Raw genomic sequence first — 20,185 nt, forward strand, 5'->3', positions numbered from 1 at the left:
ATAGGAAGTAGGTTGTCGTCATGGGCGAACATATGGTCTTTTTACTGGCTCGCTTCAAAGCACAAAGCGGTAAAGAGGATGCACTTCTTATACTACTAGAAAGTGTAGTTATGGCGGCTAGAAATGAATTAGGTTGCGTAGAATATGAGCTTCATAAAGAAAATAATAAAAGAGGACATTTCGTCTTTTTTAAAAAATTTGTTGATAATGATGCCTATGAAAAACATCAAAACACCATACACTATAAACGTCTGATGAGGGAGGCACCCAAGCTAATATCTACACAACCCGAAATTATCATACTATCAAAACATCTATAAATACCCTCATGAAATTAACAATGGTTCCGATAAGATACATAGCTACCAATTTATTTGCTGTTAATGAAATAATTGTAGAAAAGTATTATATGTTTAAATTCAACATATTAAAAAAATTCGGTTGAGGAGTTTAAATTAACCATTATGAGCAATCTTTTTTTCGATAACCCGACTAGTCACTATCTGCCTATTCAGAAATCCATTCGAATTCAGGGACACGTGACCAGTATATCTTTAGAAAAGCTCTTCTGGGATCTGTTAGATCAAATAGCGGAAAGCCAAGGGGTAAAGAGAAATCAATTTATTGCTAGCTTGTATATTGAAGCGCTGAATCATCATGGTGATGTTAAAAATTTCACCTCACTGCTTAGATCTGCTTGTGTCCAACATATTTTGTCAGATAAAGGCCGATAGTCAATAACCTCAGCCCTTCGAATAAAACTCTGACTAGTTAAAGCCTTTCAACATATCCTCATCAAACTGCTCCAGTGACACAGTAAGCTTATCTTCAGCAATAACATGCTGCAGTTCAGCAATGTCTTTCTCGACCTTACTCATTGTCAACGTGTTGTTATCTAAGAAATAAACTTGTTTTAAACTCTCATAGTAGTAGTTCAAAACGATCAAAGCATTGAGGTCATGTTTTTTTGCTGCGACTTTAATGGATTTCAGTCGACGATAGATGCGATTCTGTAGCGCCTTAAGCCGCCACACATAATAGACCTCAGTCATAAATAATGTACCTTTTATGCGAAGCATCACTACCACACAAATTACCACAGCAAAAATCACTCCAAGCAAATTAAGGCGAAAGTTTCCAGTTGATCCTTCACCTGCTATATTCTCGCTAACGTTGCTCCCAAAGGCTGCAATTAACAAGGCACCGAATGCCAAAGATAGAACACTCAAACCAATGACTAGAGCAATACTCACCAGATTAAGGTGTTTTTTATAGCGTTTTTTATCAATATCGATTAGTTTCACACGATTTCTCCTTCAATCTGCTTAACCAGATCCAGCGGTTCTTCTATTTGGTGGGATCGTTATCATACTATAAAGGTGGTGCTGAAAAGTTCCTAAATTGGTATGAAGTTTCAAACTATATTTAGCCATCATCGATACAACATCGTTTAGAAGTAAAAACATCTAGACGTCTAGATTGACAGGCATCCGAAAATCTCATATTCTCTCCACTATTGAGATGTACCATACTGCTATATTATTCAAAATGACGTTAGCAGCGTGTTCCCGCTAGGAGGGCAATGGAAACTTATGGTTCGATACATACCCAAACCACTTGGGTGTAAAATAAACAAAGAAAGAGAGAACACTTTGACGACTTCAAACAACACAACACCAAACCACACCCAAGGTATTGCGCCTACAGCCTCCTTCTTGGCTCTAGTTCCACTGTTTCTATTTTTAGCGCTATTTATCGGTGCTGGGGTATATTTCCAGAGCCAAGGTGTCGATTTCGCTTTCTATCAACTGCCAAGCGTTGTCGCTATTTTACCCGCCATTATCTTTGCACTTATCATCTCAAAACAGAAATTGAATCAGAGCATAGAGACCTTTATCGGCGGCATAGGCCACGCAAACATTATTGCTATGTGCCTTATTTATCTGTTAGCTGGTGCCTTTGCAGCTGTCGCTAAAGCAACCGGAGGCGTAGATGCCACTGTCGCACTCGGCTTGTCGTTAGTGCCATCTAACTTATTACTTCCTGGTTTCTTTGTCATTGCTGCTTTTATTGCTACCGCAATGGGTACCTCAATGGGCACCATCGCAGCCGTAGCCCCTATCGCTTTAGGTGTGGCTAACGAAGCGCAAATTGAACTGGCCCTTATGGCAGGTGCAGTTATATCTGGCGCCCTATTTGGTGACAACCTTTCTATCATCTCAGATACTACGATTGCCGCAACCCGTACCCAAGGTTGTGATATGAAAGATAAATTCAAAGAGAACCTAATTTTCGCCATTCCAGCATCGATCATCACGCTTATCGTCTTTACCTTAGCGGGCCAAGGTCAGGCTGATGTGGCGACCCAAGAATTTGATTTCGTTAAGGTCATCCCCTACTTAACCATTTTAGTGCTTGCTGTTTCAGGCTTGAATGTCTTTGTGGTACTGACTATCGGAATACTGCTAGCAGGTATAACAGGCCTATTTACCATGGATTACGGAGTGATCCAGTTTGGTCAAGATATCTATGCAGGCTTCAGTAACATGCAAGAGATCTTTATTCTCTCTATGCTAGTTGGTGGCCTAGCGGCACTGATGCAGCAGCAAGGCGGACTCGCCTTTGTCAGTAAGCAGATTGAAAAACTTATCACTCGATTCTCTAAAGCTAAAGGTGGGGCGTCGACACGGGCATCAGAGCTTGGTATGGCCGGTATTGTTGCGTTAACTAACACCTGTGTGGCTAACAACACAGTCTCAATTGTGGTTACCGGTGATATCGCTAAAGAACTAGCACAAAAGCATCAAGTAACCCCTAAACGTGCTGCTAGTATCTTAGATATCTTCTCTTGCATCATTCAGGGCCTAATCCCTTACGGTGCTCAAGCCCTACTTATCGCTTCTGTCTTTAGCATATCGCCATTAGAAGCGGTAACTCACGCTTGGTACTGCATGATCTTGGCCATAGTCGCTGTCACTATTGTCATTTTCCGCAAGCGAGTCGCTTAGTCAACAACCTAAACGACAATACTGGAAATCAGTCTTTAATTTGATAAGGGAGTGCAGATAACTGCACTCCCTTTTTATTTGCTAACCATTTAATCCCTATAAACAGTCCAGCAAAGAGCAATATATTTGCTAACAATTTAATGCTGATTAACACTGCCGTCCTATTGAGAATTGATATCACTTAAGGCAAGTTTATATAAGCAAGAAAGTGTGCATGTGATAAGGAGATCTAAAATGAGACTCAGTTCTCGTTTAATTTAGCAGTGCTGTAAAAGCACTCTTTAATTCCTTACAAAAGTGAACATAATGCCACAAGAACAAGAACTTGATACGCATTCACCTCGTTATGATCTTCACCGATTAGTGGTACTAATGATATTCGCTGGCGCTTTTATCTCCGCCATCGGAATCATTACGTCAGTCTGGGGAAAATACCAAGTTATCGGTGCTGAGGTATTTGTCAGGCGAGCTGATTTTTTAGGCGATTACATTAATTCCCCTCTCGCCTATATCTACAATCTCTCATTAGTTATAGCGGGGACTTGTATTTTGCTCTCTATGTATGGCTTATTTAGGCTCAGACTAGGCTACTACAGTTATTATATCGCTGCTGCTGGCTTCTGGGTCGGCCTATCCATCATCCTTATTGGGGTGTATCCCATTAACTATCCCGATGAACACCGCCTAGTATCCACCAGCTTTCTTATCAGTACTTTTGCGCTTCACCTACTGACTATTACTATGCGTTTTAATCATAAAGATATCTCCTCTAACAAACTTGTTTTAATTAGTACGTTAGGCTTAATGAATGCAACAGGGTTAATCTATCAGCTTGATTGGCAAACCTTAGATTTTGGCCACTGTCACCATCTTCAAAGAAAATTATGTTGGGTATCGTTAAACATGTGGTTTCAAATCAGTACCACCATGCTTTGGTGCTTGACTCTAGCGCTAACGGTCAGAAAACTGGCTAATAATACCAAGCTCTTTATGACGTAACGAGTTATAGACTAAATAATGGTAAACTGCGCTCAGTCAGCCTTATATGTGTATCCTAAGAAAGATGGAACAAGATCCCAGCAAAATGCGTCTGGCTAAATATTTAGCTCAAACCGGACTATGCTCCCGAAGAGCCGCGACACGATATATCCGAGATGGTCTAATCACTTTAGATGGGCGCTTAGCCAATCATATCGATACCGTGACCCTAAGCGGCACTTCTGACACTGCATCTTGCCTTGAAATGCTAGCGTTTGATGGTAAACCCATCACTGGCGTAGAGATGAAACAGTATTGGGTCTTACACAAGGCTGTGGGAACAGATTCACGCCTGTTAATCGATGATCCAGCCAGTCTACTACACCTTCTGCCAGCGACACCAAGACTCTATCCTGTGGGACGCTTAGATAAAGATTCTAGGGGCTTGCTACTGCTCACTAACGATGGCGAGTTAACTCTGACATTGATGCACCCAAATTTCGGTCACTGTAAAATTTATCATGTCAGAGTCGACCGTGCGTTTGACGATAACTTCCTCCACTTAATGGCTCAAGGCGTCAGCTACCGTAAGATCACGACACTCCCATGTTCAATGAAACGATTAGCTGACGATCAATTTGAGATAATACTGACTCAAGGGCTAAATCGACAGATCCGCCGTATGACTCAAACACTAGGATTTAAGGTTATCGATCTTAAGCGGGTGCAGCTGCAAACACTCCAACTTGGAAATCTAAATGAAGGAGTGATGCGAGAGTTAACAGCCCCAGAAATAGCGGCATTGAAAGAAAAAATAGACTGATCGTCAAGAGTCATGTTGAACTTATGTCAGGATCCAGCTTGAGCCACACCTCGATAAACCATCAGCTTCGCTTTATCAAAAAAGCGCCCGCTTTAACTTTTTCATCAATCCCTCGGTTTAAACTCAATTATAAATTCTATTGAAACAACGACCTGAATCCATTAGGTCATTTTTACCCTATACCGTCAGTTTCTCCAATGCTAAAAATACTCGCATCTACTACCAATCAGTATATAGATGTGATCATTCACAAGGAGAATACAGTGAAGAAAGTTAAGATTTTCAAACAAGGGTTATTGGCAGCGAGTTTAATTTCTGCCAGCATTTGCAGCTACGCTGGGGACTGGAACCTCGGCAGTGGCATTTATGACATTACAGGACCCGCCGGTGACACGCATATGTTGGGCTATGGATTCCTCAATCCTACCCAAGGAATTCAAACCCGGCTTTGGTCGCGTGCCTATGCGATAGAATCCTTTGGCACTGGCGATATGGTTATTTTCGTCTCCACGGATCTGCACAGTATGCCTCAGGGCGTAAAACAAGGGGTAATGGCTAAATTAACCGCCGCATATGGCGAGCGATACTCTGATGCCAATGTGATGTTAACTGCTACCCACAATCACAATGGCCCTGGTGGCTTCGATCATAATGTGCTGCTTAACGCCGGCACTCTGGGCCATGACAAAAGACACCACGAGGCAATTGTTGATGGCATTTTTCAGTCAATTAAAAAAGCGATTGAAACCCGAAAGCCCGGCGAGATCTATTTCAATAAAGGGGAGTTGAGCGAAACAGGGGTTAACCGTAACCCGACTGCTTACGCACTCAATCCAGATCGTGGGCAGTACGGTACTAACATTAATGAAAATATGACTCTACTAAAACTGGTGGCTGACGATAACACAGAGATAGGTAGCATAAATTGGTTTGGAGTACACAACACCTCATTCAGTCAAAATCAAAGACAGATCAGCGGTGACAACAAAGGCATCGCCAGTCAGTTATTTGAAAAAAGTAAAGGCAGCAACTATCAAGATGCTAGCACCTTTGTCGCTGCCTTTGCCAACAGCACGCTAGGAGATGTCTCTCCCAATATCTGTGGACAACGTAATGGCTGTCGTTACACCGATTCAGGCAGTGCTCTGCTCTCTGGCACCAAGCAATTTGATAAGGCTAACGAGCTGTATCGACAAGCAAGTTTTCGCTTGAACAATGAACTGCAATTCCGTCATCAATATGTCTATATGCCGGAATATACCGTCAATGAAGAGTTTGCCTATGAACAAAACCAAGCGAGAGTCTGCGAGGGGGAGTTTGGTCTGTCATTTCTAGCAGGTTCTTGGCATGACGGTTATGCGTCAATTCTTGGTACTTGGGAAGGAATGAGCTTAATCAATAATCCAGCCTTTGCCATGCCGGGACTACATTGGTTTGCACCTATAGCCCATAACCAAGTTAGCCGTAAAATCTGCCAATATCCTAAACCTGGCTTTATTGCTCGCAGTACGGTCATTGGCGATCTCTATACTGCCCATATTCCTTTCCAAATTTTCACTTTAGGTGAACTTGCTATTGTCGCAGCCGCTGGTGAAATGACCACCATGGCAGGACGACGCTTAGAGAATCAATTACTGGATCAACTTCGAAGCATCGGCGTAAAACATGTTGTAATAGCGGGCCTCGCCAACGCTTACCATGGTTACATCACCACACCGGAGGAGTATCAAGCCCAAAGATACGAAGGGGCTCACACCATTTTTGGACCTAATACGGCGCCAGCCTACATGCAAATCTACGCTGAGATGGCAGATGCCATAGTGAGTAACAGACCCGTTGCTGCAGGGCCCACACCTCCAGATCTCTCCCTCAGTCAGGTCTTACTGACACCTGACACGGTTGCTGACGGCAAACCCATTTATGAACACTTCGGTCAAGTACACCATGATGCCAACCCTGAGTACTTGGTCAATGATGAGGTCTATGTCAAATTCAGAGCTGGTACACCAAAGAACAACTATCTGACCCAAAATACGTTTTTAGAGGTACAGCGCTGGACAAATGGTCAGTGGCTAACCTACCGCACTGACAATGATATCGACACCACCTTTATTTGGTATAACGACCCTAACCTGCTGTGCATCGACTGCTCATTCGCTGAGGTGAAATGGACACCAGATGTTAAAACGCCAACGGGTATGTACCGAATCATGCATAAAGGATACTGGAAAGACGGCTTCAATCAGCACTATTACGAAGGTTATTCGCAGGATTTCCATGTCGCGAACATCAAGAACCACGTGGCATTAAGCAGCACTCACAACACTTATCTGTCCGCGGATCAAAATGGAGGGCAAGGACTCAATGCCAATGGGGTGGCTATCGACAGTTGGGAAACCTTCGGTGTAGTACGGTTTGATGAAAACCGCACTGTGGCTCAATCAAATCAATGCATCAAACATGGCGACACTATTGGACTAAGAACTGGAAATGGTCATTATTTCAGTGCTCCTGGTAATGGCGACTTGGATGCCGACCGTTCACACTTTAGAGCTTGGGAGCGTTTTAGACTCATCAACCTCAGCAATCCTAGCGGTTGCTTGCAAACAACCGATGCCGTCGCCTTGCAACACACCAGTAGCCAGAAATTTATAGCCGCTGAACCCAACGGACAAGCCGTGGCGAAATGGGCAGCCTTAGGGGCATGGGAAACCTTCGGAGTGACACTTATCGAAGAGAAACTTAAGCATGAGGAGATATCACTGCTCAGTGACCATGGCACTTATGTGTCTGCAGATAACGCTGGGGGCGGCCATGTATTTGCCAATCGGAATCACATGCAGAAATGGGAAAAATTCCAGCTGAGAACCCTGGAACCTGACAACGTATCCAACTGTATCCGCAGCGGCTCGCGCATCAGTTTACGCACCGACCGAGGCTTCTTTTTCAGTGCCCGCAGCAATGGAGACATGCTGGCTAATGGCGCAAGATTAGCCGAATGGGAAAAGTTCACCTTAACCAATCACAGTAACAGTGGTTGTATGCAGGATGGCGACGTTATTTCACTGCAAAGCACTCACGGTAAATACATGATGGCCAATGCTACAGGGCCGATGAAAGTGACTGCTGGTAGCCAACAAATCGCAGCATGGGAACGGTTTAGAATAACGATCCACTAAGCCAAATATTCACTAAGAAATGCTCGATTTAGTCGACATCTAGGGTACCTTTCAACGATTCTGTTTGTTAGGTGCCCTACTACTCTTTCACATCACTATTGTCTGTATAGCTTGATTCACTAAGATTTATCGACGGGATTTTTCAACAAGGCAACAAGTTCACTGCGACTGGCGATCCCCAACTTTTGGTACATACGATATAAGTGGTTAGACACCGTTGACGGTGATAACTCCAGCACTTTGGCCACCTGCTTAAAGGTCATCCCTTTTTCAAGCCAAGATGCGATCTCTAGCTCCCGCAAAGTCAGCTTATCCAAAGGTCCAATCAAGCGAGCCTCGATTTTAAACAAACTTTCAGCCGCGACGATATTGAACATCACTTCATCACACTTTATTTCTGCCGGCCCTTCGATCTTATAGGGAAAATAACTGCTATCGACAGAGTCTGACTCTAGACCGCTTAGGAATTGCTGAAAACCCGAAGAAATATGCCAGTAATAGCCATGTCGGTCGCAAATAGCGAATGCTTCACCATCACCTTGCTCGGGTAAACTGAGTTTGTAATTATGATCGCCAGCCGATACCAGATGTTGAACCAAACGATTAATAAGCAGCTGTTCTTCCTTGGTAAAGTCTTTTGACTCATCGGAACGATACAAACTAATTAACGAATACAGTTCACTGGACTTCTCTTTATATGCCGTCGAGATAATTCGGCTTATTCCGTAAGGCTTAAACAATATCTGGTAGAGCTCTGAAGAATAAAACTCGTCATCCGGTAAAATATCACTCATTAAAACACTGGTATTAAGGTTTTTCATCACCATCTTGGCCATCGGGTTATAGATAAGGCTATTCCTTAACTTTTCACCGTATTGATTATCCAGCCCATAGACCTCACAACAATGGAACTCATAAGTTTGATAACTTCCCGTGCCCCATAATGCAGCATCGGCGGAACACAAGTTAGCAAACTGCTCTAGAGCCCAAGCTCTAAAAGAGATCGGCTCCCAGTCACTCGCTCGGCAATATAAGTCTCTAATGAAGTTTTCCGAACCTGTCACCGTACACCTCTGCAATGTATGAATAAAATATTGTCCTAAACAACAAAGAACGGTACACGAGCGCAGTAACATCCGCTAGACATCATCAGCACTGTAGTGATTAACGCCAAAAAATAAGATTGATACAATACCACGTACTGAACAATCTTAATTGACAGCACAATGTTTCTCGATTGTAATCGAATGAAAAACTAACTGACTTGAGTCGTATTCGTCAATTTATTTCTGAATATTCTCTCTACACATAAAGTAAAAAACAGATTTAAACTTGTTATCTTCTTTAATCCTCTTTACGGTCCCCCGTGAACTAATGTGTAGATATTTTTGCGAAGTAATAGTTTTGCTCTTGGAGCACTCCTGCAGAGATTAAATGTCCGCTCATAGCACTCTATGAATCTAAAGAGATTGCCAACGTCTAGTGAACTGGGATTATAATGGTCGTGAATCGCACAAGAGTTAACTGCTAATGAAAATTTTAATAAACAATGACCGAGAAACTGTCGCGCGTTTGCGCGAGCGTATTCCGACATTCGAGTGTGTGCCGGGTTGTCACGATTGCTGCGGGCCAGTAACCACGTCCTCAGTAGAGATGGCGCGCCTACCGGTCAAGACTGACGCCGAACATGATGCCGCATTAGAGAAGTGGGATTGTGTGCACTTGGGCCCTAAAGGCTGCAATGTATACGAGCAACGCCCCTTGATTTGCCGAGTGTTTGGCACCACACCCAATATGCCCTGCCCAAATGGTTGTCGGCCAAAAGAGATGATAGACACGAAAACAGAGGCTGAAATTCATCACTACATCGCCAACACACGACAAGTATTGGTCTAATACCATCGGCATTAGCCCAATCGACAAGAGTCACCCGACCTGACATAAAAAAAGGCGTCTAAGTTTTCACTTAAACGCCTTATAGAACTTATAACTCGTAACCTGAGGCTAGTTAACAATTTCCATTTCGGCTAACAAGTTATCGGCATTATCCAGATACTTCATTACCCATAGCATATAACGGCTATCGACCTGAATAGAGCGGTTAGTCTCAGTATCGTAACCCCAATCACCAATGATGCTCTCATACACACCATCAAACAGCAGACCCACTAGCTCAGCACGACCGTTTAAGGTTGGCGAACCTGAGTTGCCACCAGTAGTATCTAAAGTTGACAGAAAATTAACAGGGACTGAATCGATTGATTTCATATAGAAATCGCCATACTGCTTCTGCTGAATAAGCTCAAGCTGCTTAGACGGTGCATCGAATGGGTTCGCACCAGTATCTTTCGCTAAGATACCCTCTAGACGAGTGAAAGGCACCGCCTTTAAACCATCTTGAGGCGAGTAGCCTTTCACATGCCCAACAGTCACTCGCAAGCTTGAGTTCGCATCAGCATAAACTGGATTGCCTTGCTCAGTATTAAAAGCGATGATGGCATCCATATACTGAGGGCGTACCTTCATCAACTTACCCTCAAGCTCTTTATCTTTCTTCTCAGAAGCCATATCGGTGTCATACATGTCAACGGCAAGCTGAATGAAAGGATCGTTTGATGCCTTAAAGTCAGCAACAGACTTGTTCATCCAAGCGAGACGAGTCTCCATATCACCGAGTGTTGTCTTGGCATACATCATGTCTAAAGTCTTAGACAGTTTCTTCTCATCTAAGGTCTTACCAATACCAAATGCCTTGTCCAGCGCAGGAATACGCTCACTCGCAGGCAATACGGCATAGCGCGTTAGTAAATCAAGCAGTACCGCTTTATCAACACTCGCCGCATAACGACGGTCGATACGTTCCATACCTGATTTAAAACGAACGATGTCACGCGCTTGATAACCTGGCTCACGCGCCATATCATCAAGCTGCTGTTCGTTGGCTAAACGGTAGAGTTTACGAGCTGTTGGCACCATAGTGGTATATTTGATATAGCCTAGGATAATGTCACGGGCTTGATTTTCTTGCCCTTCCACGATCAACTTATCCAGTTCAGCCATTGTCTGACCATATTGCTGCTGACGTTTACTGTCTTTGTTAATCCAGTTGGCCAACTCAGATTCACGTCCTTTACGTTCATTAAGCATGGTCGACTTACCATAAAACTCAATCATTGAAGTAAAGTTCTTGGCGTAGTTGGCTAAACCAGCGATCAGGTTTTCATACTTAATACGCTCATCACTGCCTTCTGGCGCTGTCTCTTTGATTATCTCAATAAAACGCTCACGCAGCATCTTGCCTTCTGGGTATGCCCATTCAAAAGTATTTTCAACTTCATTGGCTGTGCGGTAACGATTGGTACGGCCTGGATAACCTGCCACCATCACGAAATCACCTTCACTGACACCTTTAGCAGAGACTTTCAAAAAGCTCTTTGGCTCGTAAGGCACATTGTCTTTACTGAAATCAGCAGGCTTGCCGTCTTTAGACACATAACCACGGTAGAAGGAGAAATCGCCGGTGTGACGTGGCCACATCCAGTTATCGATATCGCCGCCGTATTTACCAACGCTTGCAGCCGGGTTATAAACCAGACGCACATCGCGGATCTCTAGCTGCTTCACTAAGTAGTACTCAAGGCCGCCGTGAAAACTATAAACCTTACAGCGATAACCATCTTCGGCCTCACATTCAGCCACTAACGCTTTCTCTTTCTGCTCAATGCCTAGGTAATAGTCGTTACCAACCTGACTCTCTAAGCCTGTTTTTACCTTATCAGTCACATCGGTTACCACTTCAGTCACGTAGATACGTGAACCGGGCGTTGCCTGTAACTCTTCACTATAAGATTTAGCTAAGAAGCCATCCTTAAGCAGGTTTTTCTCAGGTGTTGAATTGTATTGAATTGAACCATAAGCACAGTGATGGTTAGTCACGGCCAGTCCTTTAGAGGAGACAAACGATGCAGTACAGCCACCTAGGCTGATAACCGCATTCATCGGGAATTCAGTCAGCTTAGAGATAGATTTTACATCAATCTCTAGCCCTTTCGCGTTAAGTTCATCTGCCATTGCTGGCAGTTGGTGTGGTTGCCACATACCTTCGTCAGCCTGTGCGCCAAATGTGGCAGCAACAGCGACGGTGAGAAGCCATTTCTTCATGTTGTTAAATCCATTTTTTAATTATTAGTTTGATGATTCTCATCCTGTTTTACTCGCATCAATTGCTCAGCAGTTGCAGCCTATAAACTTCGCCTTAGCAAAATCGGAGCATAAAAAAAGCCGAGTTCGATATTTTCATATTCGAGCTCGACTTTATCATAGGCAAAGTGGCTTACAAACCCTTTGCATTAATCCCTTACAAAGCGAAGTAATCGGCAAAGTAAAGGATGTTATACGGTTACTTATCACTCAGTATTAAAGCGCCACCATCAACTGGGCTGCAATAATGACGATACCTAATACGCCAGTAATGGCTAGCGCCGGCTTGCCACCGCACACTTGATAACCTCCGCTCGCTTTAGGACGCTGTTTCAGTATCATCATAATCGGTAGGAAGATAATGATAAACACCAGAGGCACCGCCGCAAAACCCAATACGGCAACGAAGCCTTCAGGAATATAGAGGGCACATAACACTGGTGGAACGAAAGTAATTAACCACGTTTGAACCCGACCCACTACAGTGCTTTTCGCGCGAGTTAACTCACTAATAAAGTCATACAGACTTAAGGTCACACCGATAAAAGAGGTCACTAAGGCAAAGTCTGCAAACAGTGAAATGCACTTACTAACCCAAGGTTGTGAGGCGATATCTTGCAAGGAGGTAATCAACCTTGGCAGTGAACCGCCAAAGCTGTGGATCTCTTGTGCTCCCACGGTGCCCAAAGTCACTAATAACCACAGAACATAACAAAATAGTGGCAAGGTCGAGCCGATTAGCAACACCTTGCGTAAATTAAGCGCGTCGCCGTCTAAGTAACGCACTAACGTTGCGATACAAACATGAAAACCAAAAGAGGTGAACACCACAGGAATTGCGGCCATCCACAGGTCAACTTTCCCCTCTTCCATTGCCATTACAGCCATTTGTGATGGGCTGACTTCAGGAAGTAGAAAGCTAACAGTGATGACCAACAGCGCGATCATTAATGAAAATAAAACCCGTGATACCTTATCGACCCAAGCCACACCTAACCCAGCAAGCAAACCAAGCGTCAGGGTAAATACCACTACAGCAAGTTGATTATCTAAAGATATGCCGAACATGGTTTCAGCTTTCAACATTAGCAAAGATGAGCCACCAGTAATGTAAGCAGCAGTTAAGGCGAATAACAAACTGAGAAAGGAGGCGCCCTGTATTAGCTGCCCTTTCTTACCCAATATTTTGCCAGTAATTGCGTGCAGATTATCACCTACCCCAGCACGTAGATTAACTTCTAGCATCAACAGAGAGGTGTAAGCTGATAGACCCCAAATAACAACGAGTAGCACGATAGCGGGGATAATACCGAGTGCAGCAGTAGCTAAAGGCAGCGCTAACATTCCGGCGCCGATGGCCGTTCCTGCGACGATAGCGATAGAGCCAAGCATTTTTAAATTCACAAATTTGTCCTGTTAGATATATTTTTATTCTAGATTTTTGGTAAGTCTGATTTAGAACGATTTGGCAGGAATGGTTTAGCAAGATATGAAATCATGATTAACGGCCTCCAATCGAATCAGGTCTGCTGACCTTTGTGATCACAATTGGCCTCAATGACTAGTTAATAGTGTTATTTTCCCTATCGACAAAGCCACTGAGGCTGAATAAATCGAGAACAAAATAGATATACAGATTTCACTACAGCATAACTCTTGTAAAATGACAGAGGGGGACATTAACAGAGCCAAACCCAGTCGGCAAGCCACTTGTGAACAAATTAGACACAGACTCAAAATAGCAACATTTTGATATCATAAGGTTAAACTTTTCCTCTATCCGCTAAACATAAATTGCTGAGATTCACCTAGGCTGAAACCCGTGACAGTGATAACGCTTTCGACCTAAGCGTTTGATGCCTTGTTGCACTCTCGTTTTGAATCAGTATAATTCGCCCACTACTTCAGGGGAGTAGCCACCAAATGTGCCACTAGCAAACGGATTCATTTGGGTGAACATCAACATACTTGGCCACATCGTCATGGTATTCACGACAATCAAACATTAAGTAGAGATTGTTAGGCAAGACCTGAGCGCAGTTACCGCCAATATTGCTTGCAATATTTTAAAAGGGGGCCGGTTACTGTTCTCAGAATTTTAGCCCCCTGGGAACTCACTTAGTGGAAGCTTTACTCGCATCAACCTTCACCGTCGCCATTGCCGAAATCGGCGATAAGACTCAGCTACTCGCGCTTATCCTTGCAGCTAGATTCAGTCATCTTAGCGGAGCAAAAACGGCGATCATTCTCGGGATATTTATCTCAACCTTAGCCAACCATTTTGCCGCCGCTTGGGTAGGCCAATGGGCTATCGGTTTTATCAGTCCAGACCTAGCACGTTATATCGTTTCAGGGGCATTTTTCATCATTGCACTTTGGGTGCTAATTCCGGATAAGATGGATGAAGAGCAGAGTCGCTTTTATAAGATGGGACCATTCCTCGCCACCTTTATTCTATTTTTTATTGCCGAAATGGGCGATAAAACTCAAATAGCAACCGTCGTACTCGCTGCCAAATATGATGACCTTGCAATGGTGGTGATGGGCACAACATTGGGCATGATGCTCGCCAATGTACCTGTGGTTATCCTTGGGCATTTTAGTGCAGAGAAGTTGCCTATGACCTTGATACACAGGGGATGCGCTGTACTATTTGCACTATTAGGTGTCGCTACATTACTGTTTTAATCAAGCCACGAGTCACGGGCTAAAGACAGAGCAAAGAAAGTTGCGAGTTCAAGCTGAGAAAAGCTCTCAATCCTTAACCCGCAACCTTCGTTTTTAGTTTCTTTTGGATCTAAGCTTATAGCTCTAAACTGCTTTTAACTCGTAACTCGTAGCTAGAAACCCACAGCTGCTCTTAGCTGGCTTTACTTAAGCTCGTCAGCACTAATGCCCAGAGCCTTGGCAATACCTTCGCCATAAGCAACATCAGCCTTCATACAGTTCTGGATATGACGGATCTGAATATGTCTATCAGCACCGCCAACTTGAGCTGCAGTATTGGCAAATAATCTTTGCTGCTCATCACTGCCCATCAATCTGAACAGATCGCCAGCTTGACTGTAATGATCATCACCACTTTGGCTATAAGCATCCGCATCACCATCTATCTGCATTGGTGGCTCACTAAAGTCAGGCTGTTCCTGCCATTGGCCTTGAGAGTTTGGCTCATAACCTATGGTGCGACCCGCATTGCCATCGGTGCGCATTTGTCCATCTCTGTGGAAAGAGTGGAATGGACATTTAGGTGCGTTAACCGGGATATGACTATGGTTTACACCTAGACGATATCTCTGAGTATCACCGTAAGAGAACAAACGTCCCTGCAACATCTTATCAGGTGAGAAACCGATACCAGGTACGATAGTTGTCGGTGCGAATGCAGCCTGCTCAACATCAGCAAAATAGTTATCCGGATTACGGTTAAGCTCTAGTTCACCCACTTGGATCAAAGGATAATCCTTGTGTGGCCATACTTTAGTTAAATCGAAAGGATTAAACGGACAATCACCTGCCGCAGTCTCTTCCATGATCTGAACGTATAGAGTCCACTTAGGGAAATCACCTTGCTCAATCGCATGCAATAGATCAGCTTGATTACTTTCACGGTCCTTAGCAATGACCTCAGCAGCTTCTTGATCCGTCAAATACTCAATACCTTGCTGAGTTTTGAAGGTGAACTTCACCCAGTAACGCTTATCATCTTTGCTAATAAAACTGTAAGTGTGAGAACCAAAACCATCCATATGACGGAAAGATTTAGGGATACCACGATCACCCATGGTTATCGTTACTTGATGTAATGATTCTGGTGACAAGGTCCAGAAATCCCAGTTGTTGTTAGCGCTGCGCATGTTCGTGTGAGGATCGCGCTTCACCGCATGGTTAAGATCTGGAAATTTAAGTGGATCTTTAAGGAAGAAGACAGGCGTATTATTACCCACTAGATCCCAGTTACCTTGCTCGGTGTAAAACTTAATTGCAAAACCGCGAATGTCACGCTCAGCATCCGCAGCGCCACGCTCACCTGCAACCGTCGAGAAACGCACAAAAACTTCACTCTCTTTACCAATCGACTCAAACATCTTAGCTTTAGTAAACTTGCTAATGTCATGGGTAACAGTGAAACGACCAAAAGCACCAGAACCTTTAGCATGCATACGACGTTCTGGGATCACTTCACGGTCAAAGTGAGCTAGCTTCTCAAGAAACCAAGCATTCTCAAGCAGCATAGGGCCGCGCTTGCCTGCTGTTTTAACATTTTGATTATCGGGTACCGGTGCGCCAAACGCTGTGGTCAATTTCTTATCCATAATAAACTCCTAGAACTCACATCAATCATTATAATAAAGTTGGTCATCAGCTTAAAAACTTTAATTAAATTAATAATATCAGCATGAAAACAAACTGGTTACTTGGTCGTTCAAGAAAGCGAATAATCACGCTTTTCATTAACCCAAGTTTCGATCAGATCATAAATAGTTGCCATGGTCACCGTTCCTAACGCTTTATATTTAATAACGTGTAACTATGTCGATGAGATAAGAGTAGTTAAAAGTCACACAAGAATAAAGCGATTAAAACAGATTAACCTAAAAGGATTTGACGATTAATATTATTTCAGTAAAGGAACTCAGCAGCTTTTCATTTGCTGGAGAGTATTCTTTTAAGTTGTTAGTCACATTGATGTAAATCAATTAAGTGAATTAAATTTAATTTACTATCAATTAGTTAATGAAAATTAATAAACGTAAAGGAAAGCGTTAAACTGAGCTTAATAAATAAGAATCAAAATCTGGCAACGATATCAATCAGAAGCTGCGGGGTTATCTTTATGAAGCTTAACCAAGTAATAGGCATCGATGAGTACGATAAAGAAGTTAACCAATGCCACAGGAATGGCATCGATGGCTAAGCCATAGGCAACAAATAAAGCAGCACCAATCAGATTCCACCAGCGGAGTTTCTTGATATTTGACATCATCAATGAAATTGCAATCACAACTGAAGCTAGATACCCAAGCCACTCCCAAATGGTTGCGTTATCCATATAAGCTCTCCTGATAATCCCTTTGCTAGATAATCGTCATTATGAACAAAATCTGCTCACTGGAAAAGCTTAATTAATCAAATAACAACAATCCATTGATAACTAACGTTTAACGCTTAACAACCGCCGCAGTCATTCTAGGATTTACAACAAAAGCAGCATATGTTGCCGAACATAACTGCGCTAGTCAGCGATGACTATTTGATTTTTAACGCTTAACAACCGCCGCTGTCATTCTAGAGATGCAACATAATTCACCAGCGCTATTATGGATAAGCACTTCCCATACTGAGCTACGTTTACCTAAATGAACGGCTTTAGCTGTCGCGGTCAATATGCCATTACGTGATGCTTTAAGATGATTGGCGTTAATCTCTTGGCCGACGCAGTAGTACTGCTCAAAATCAACCGCAAAATTAGCGGCATAACTAGCAACAGTTTCCGCCAGAGCCACATTCGCCCCACCATGAACGATGCCAAGCGGATTGTGAATAGCAGGCGTTGCAGGCATCGTCGCTTTCATATAATCAGCACCGATTTCAGAGATTTTTATCCCCATGGTCTGCATCAAAGTCCCCTTTCCATGCATTCCAGAATCCATTTTAGCACAATCTTCTAAACTTACAGGTCTAAACCAGATACTCATACCTTAGCCTTTTATTATCATAATAAGCTCACAGTTTACTGGGTCACGCAGAAAATTTAAACAAGTGTTTGAGTTGAGTCTCGTTAAGAAGACAAAGCAAAGAATGATGGGTGGCTCTCGAACATTCTTATTTTTGATGCCAATTCGTTTGAAAACGATCGGCTTTAAGTGAACATTCGGGAGCCGTAGGGCAAGCGGTATCACTATTTTTCTTAACTAGCCCGGCAGATAAGCTGGGCTAGCTTAAATAGAGATTAAAGATCTTGGCTAACCGCTTCTAATGTTAACTTGATCATCTCATTCAGCGTCTGTTGGCGCTCTTCAGCCGTTAAGTGAAGTCCCTGTCTGATATGATCTGTCACTGTCATCATCGCCAGCGCATTAGCACCGTATTCAGCTGCCACACCATACAAACCTGCCGCTTCCATCTCGACACCTAAAATGCCGTACTTTTCCATAAGATCGTAACGCGCTTCATCGGAGCTATAGAAAAGATCAGAAGAGTAAAGGTTACCCACATGGTAGTTAACACCTAGTTTATCAGCCGCATCGGCCGCTTTTCTCAACAGATTGAAATCTGCAATCATAGCGAAATCGGTATTTTCAAAACGAGTACGGTTAACTGCAGAATCCGTACTAGCCCCCATGGCCATCACGACATCCATCAACTTAATCTTGTCACTTACAGCGCCACAAGAACCGATACGAATGATGTTCTTCACGCCATATTCAGTGATCAACTCTTTAGCATAGATAGAGATAGAAGGAATCCCCATGCCTGAGCCCATCACAGAGATCTTCTTACCCTGATACTCGCCCGTATAACCCAGCATGTTACGGACATCCGTCACCAACACTGCGTTGTCAAGAAAGTTTTCGGCGATATACTTAGCTCTTAGTGGGTCGCCAGGCATAAGGACAGTCGTTGCAAATACGCCAGCTTCAGCATTGATATGTGGAGTCATGTGTTTTTCCTAATAAGTTCAGTGCCGCTTCAATTAACGACACAATAAAATAATGTTAATAGCGATTAATGCGCTAAGGGTTAACTCGCTAAACTAAACAGTAAGCCTGCGATGGTACCGCTCATTAAGTTGGCTAATGCAGCAGCAATAAGCGCCTTCATGCCTATGGTACTAAGGTCATGGCGACGCTCAGGACAAAGTGCTGCTAAGCCACCTATCACCATAGCTAAAGAGCCGATATTGGCAAAACCACATAAGGTGAAACTGATAATAATCTGGGTCTTCTCAGACAGTTGATCGGCAACCTTAAGGAAATCGATATAGGCGACAAACTCATTGATCACCATTTTTTGACCAATAAACGACGCCGCTTGAACTGCTTCACTCCAAGGTACACCCATGACCCAAGCAAGTGGTGCAAGCAGATAACCTAAGATCATCTGCATGGTCAATTCACCAAAGCCGAACCAGCCACCAATCCCGCCGATGATGCCGTTCACCATCGCGATCAACCCGACAAAGGCTAACAACAGCGCCGATACCGCGATCACTTGTTGCATGCCCATTGCCGCACCGCCAGCTGCAGCATCTAAGACGTTGGCTGGTCTATCTTCCTGCTCATCCATTATCTTCTTGATGTCATTTTGAGGTTGCTCTGTTTCAGGCCAGATAAGCTTGGCAAACAGTAATCCCGCAGGCGCCGTCATAAAGGCAGCGGTCAAAACATATTTAACATCAACGCCCATCTGGATATAACCGATCATAGTGCCGCCGGCAACTGAGGCTAAACCACCGGTCATCACGGCAAACAGCTCAGAGCGGGTCATATGCTTCACGAAAGGGCGCACCATTGAAGGCGCTTCGATAGGACCAACAAAAATATTGGCTGTCGCTGAAAGGGATTCAGCACGGCTGGTGCCAAGCAGTTTCGAAAGACCGCCACCAATCACACCGATAATCAGCTGCATAATCCCTAAATAATAAAGAACGGCAATGAGCGAGCTGACAAACACCACCACAAACAGCACGTTAATAACGAAGATGAAGCCAACACCAAATTTGGCTAGGTCACCAAACAGAAAAGATAAACCCTCATTAGCATAACCAATGACGTGCATCACACCACCGGAAGCGCTGTCTAACATAGACTGCCCCATAGGCACATACATCACAAACGCACCGAAGGCGACCTGAAAGGTTAATGCACCTAGAACAGTGCGCAAATTGATCGCGGTTCTCTTTTCTGAAATAAGTACAGCCAAACCGATAAGGCTGATCATTCCCAACAAACTGATGAAAACTTCCATACATTTTTTACCGAGATAACGTTTAG

Annotated in this window: 17 protein-coding genes; 8 read left to right on the forward strand and 9 right to left on the reverse strand. The window is 43.6% G+C overall.

Translation table 11 applies throughout. The features are described 5' to 3' along the window. Positions 1–20 precede the first annotated feature (20 nt). Both HWQ47_RS22455 and HWQ47_RS22460 read left to right on the forward strand, forming a co-directional pair. Positions 21–320 (forward strand): putative quinol monooxygenase, encoded by a 300-nt coding sequence (locus HWQ47_RS22455; protein ID WP_269968221.1) that lies wholly within the window; start codon positions 21–23, stop codon positions 318–320. Positions 321–464: 144 nt separating this feature from the next. Then, positions 465–734 carry a ribbon-helix-helix domain-containing protein gene (locus tag HWQ47_RS22460; RefSeq protein WP_269968222.1) on the forward strand — a complete coding sequence of 90 codons (270 nt, stop codon included), beginning with the start codon at positions 465–467 and terminating at the stop codon, positions 732–734. A gap of 33 nt (positions 735–767) precedes the next feature. Here HWQ47_RS22460 and HWQ47_RS22465 read toward each other — a convergent pair whose 3' ends face one another. Next, positions 768–1,304: a DUF3087 family protein gene (locus HWQ47_RS22465; RefSeq protein WP_269968223.1), complete on the reverse strand. Its 537-nt coding sequence runs from the start codon at positions 1,302–1,304 to the stop codon at positions 768–770. A 288-nt stretch (positions 1,305–1,592) separates the two neighbouring features. Here HWQ47_RS22465 and HWQ47_RS22470 point away from each other — a divergent pair, with 288 nt between their 5' ends. From HWQ47_RS22470 to HWQ47_RS22485, 4 genes are all read left to right on the forward strand, one after another. Then, positions 1,593–3,008: a Na+/H+ antiporter NhaC family protein gene (locus HWQ47_RS22470; RefSeq protein ID WP_442802040.1), complete on the forward strand. Its 1,416-nt coding sequence runs from the start codon at positions 1,593–1,595 to the stop codon at positions 3,006–3,008. A gap of 306 nt (positions 3,009–3,314) precedes the next feature. Beyond that, positions 3,315–4,007, forward strand: a complete 693-nt coding sequence (locus HWQ47_RS22475) for a DUF998 domain-containing protein (protein WP_269968225.1) — start codon at positions 3,315–3,317, stop codon at positions 4,005–4,007. A 64-nt stretch (positions 4,008–4,071) separates the two neighbouring features. Further along, positions 4,072–4,809, forward strand: a complete 738-nt coding sequence (locus HWQ47_RS22480) for a pseudouridine synthase (protein WP_442802041.1) — start codon at positions 4,072–4,074, stop codon at positions 4,807–4,809. 263 nt (positions 4,810–5,072) lie between these two features. After that, the gene (locus HWQ47_RS22485; protein WP_269968226.1) at positions 5,073–7,988 is read left to right on the forward strand and encodes a neutral/alkaline non-lysosomal ceramidase N-terminal domain-containing protein; all 2,916 of its coding nucleotides are present in this window, start codon (positions 5,073–5,075) and stop codon (positions 7,986–7,988) included. A gap of 119 nt (positions 7,989–8,107) precedes the next feature. On the opposite strand, the gene HWQ47_RS22490 is transcribed toward HWQ47_RS22485, so the two are convergent. After that, a complete protein-coding gene (locus HWQ47_RS22490; RefSeq protein WP_269968227.1) occupies positions 8,108–9,052 on the reverse strand; it encodes a helix-turn-helix transcriptional regulator in 945 nt (314 codons plus the stop codon). A 478-nt stretch (positions 9,053–9,530) separates the two neighbouring features. Between HWQ47_RS22490 and HWQ47_RS22495 the strand changes: the two genes are divergently transcribed. After that, positions 9,531–9,884: a YkgJ family cysteine cluster protein gene (locus HWQ47_RS22495; RefSeq protein ID WP_269971832.1), complete on the forward strand. Its 354-nt coding sequence runs from the start codon at positions 9,531–9,533 to the stop codon at positions 9,882–9,884. A gap of 108 nt (positions 9,885–9,992) precedes the next feature. On the opposite strand, the gene HWQ47_RS22500 is transcribed toward HWQ47_RS22495, so the two are convergent. Both HWQ47_RS22500 and HWQ47_RS22505 read right to left on the reverse strand, forming a co-directional pair. Continuing rightward, positions 9,993–12,149, reverse strand: a complete 2,157-nt coding sequence (locus HWQ47_RS22500) for a S46 family peptidase (RefSeq protein ID WP_269968228.1) — start codon at positions 12,147–12,149, stop codon at positions 9,993–9,995. Between the two features lie 255 nt (positions 12,150–12,404). Continuing rightward, positions 12,405–13,580, reverse strand: coding sequence for an aromatic amino acid transport family protein (locus tag HWQ47_RS22505; protein ID WP_269971833.1), 1,176 nt, complete (start codon positions 13,578–13,580; stop codon positions 12,405–12,407). A 729-nt stretch (positions 13,581–14,309) separates the two neighbouring features. On the opposite strand from HWQ47_RS22505, the gene HWQ47_RS22510 reads away from it, so the two are divergent. Next, positions 14,310–14,876 (forward strand): TMEM165/GDT1 family protein, encoded by a 567-nt coding sequence (locus HWQ47_RS22510; protein ID WP_269968229.1) that lies wholly within the window; start codon positions 14,310–14,312, stop codon positions 14,874–14,876. Positions 14,877–15,058: 182 nt separating this feature from the next. Here HWQ47_RS22510 and HWQ47_RS22515 read toward each other — a convergent pair whose 3' ends face one another. The 5 genes from HWQ47_RS22515 to HWQ47_RS22535 form a co-directional block, all read right to left on the reverse strand. Next, complete coding sequence (locus tag HWQ47_RS22515; protein ID WP_269968230.1) at positions 15,059–16,504, reverse strand: catalase; 1,446 nt, start codon at positions 16,502–16,504, stop codon at positions 15,059–15,061. A 494-nt stretch (positions 16,505–16,998) separates the two neighbouring features. Further along, entirely contained in the window at positions 16,999–17,241 is a 243-nt protein-coding gene (locus HWQ47_RS22520) for a YgjV family protein (protein ID WP_269968231.1), read from the reverse strand. A gap of 208 nt (positions 17,242–17,449) precedes the next feature. Continuing rightward, positions 17,450–17,887 (reverse strand): PaaI family thioesterase, encoded by a 438-nt coding sequence (locus tag HWQ47_RS22525; RefSeq protein ID WP_269968232.1) that lies wholly within the window; start codon positions 17,885–17,887, stop codon positions 17,450–17,452. 254 nt (positions 17,888–18,141) lie between these two features. Then, positions 18,142–18,852, reverse strand: a complete 711-nt coding sequence (gene deoD / locus HWQ47_RS22530) for a purine-nucleoside phosphorylase (protein ID WP_269968233.1) — start codon at positions 18,850–18,852, stop codon at positions 18,142–18,144. Between the two features lie 80 nt (positions 18,853–18,932). Beyond that, a complete protein-coding gene (locus tag HWQ47_RS22535) occupies positions 18,933–20,159 on the reverse strand; it encodes a NupC/NupG family nucleoside CNT transporter (RefSeq protein WP_269968234.1) in 1,227 nt (408 codons plus the stop codon). Between the last annotated feature and the right edge of the window lie 26 nt (positions 20,160–20,185).

This window comes from Shewanella sp. MTB7 (genome assembly GCF_027571385.1).
Lineage (GTDB): Bacteria > Pseudomonadota > Gammaproteobacteria > Enterobacterales > Shewanellaceae > Shewanella.

What these genes read in the sequence shown, in the direction of transcription:
- HWQ47_RS22470 (WP_442802040.1), top strand. Translation starts at nt 1,593, where the DNA reads ATGGTTCGATACATACCCAAACCACTTGGGTGTAAAATAAACAAAGAA.
- HWQ47_RS22455 (WP_269968221.1), top strand. Translation starts at nt 21, where the DNA reads ATGGGCGAACATATGGTCTTTTTACTGGCTCGCTTCAAAGCACAAAGC.
- deoD (WP_269968233.1), bottom strand. Translation starts at nt 18,852, where the DNA reads ATGACTCCACATATCAATGCTGAAGCTGGCGTATTTGCAACGACTGTC.
- HWQ47_RS22515 (WP_269968230.1), bottom strand. Translation starts at nt 16,504, where the DNA reads ATGGATAAGAAATTGACCACAGCGTTTGGCGCACCGGTACCCGATAAT.
- HWQ47_RS22500 (WP_269968228.1), bottom strand. Translation starts at nt 12,149, where the DNA reads ATGAAGAAATGGCTTCTCACCGTCGCTGTTGCTGCCACATTTGGCGCA.
- HWQ47_RS22505 (WP_269971833.1), bottom strand. Translation starts at nt 13,580, where the DNA reads ATGCTTGGCTCTATCGCTATCGTCGCAGGAACGGCCATCGGCGCCGGA.
- HWQ47_RS22535 (WP_269968234.1), bottom strand. Translation starts at nt 20,159, where the DNA reads ATGGAAGTTTTCATCAGTTTGTTGGGAATGATCAGCCTTATCGGTTTG.
- HWQ47_RS22460 (WP_269968222.1), top strand. Translation starts at nt 465, where the DNA reads ATGAGCAATCTTTTTTTCGATAACCCGACTAGTCACTATCTGCCTATT.
- HWQ47_RS22525 (WP_269968232.1), bottom strand. Translation starts at nt 17,887, where the DNA reads ATGAGTATCTGGTTTAGACCTGTAAGTTTAGAAGATTGTGCTAAAATG.
- HWQ47_RS22520 (WP_269968231.1), bottom strand. Translation starts at nt 17,241, where the DNA reads ATGGATAACGCAACCATTTGGGAGTGGCTTGGGTATCTAGCTTCAGTT.
- HWQ47_RS22480 (WP_442802041.1), top strand. Translation starts at nt 4,072, where the DNA reads ATGGAACAAGATCCCAGCAAAATGCGTCTGGCTAAATATTTAGCTCAA.
- HWQ47_RS22475 (WP_269968225.1), top strand. Translation starts at nt 3,315, where the DNA reads ATGCCACAAGAACAAGAACTTGATACGCATTCACCTCGTTATGATCTT.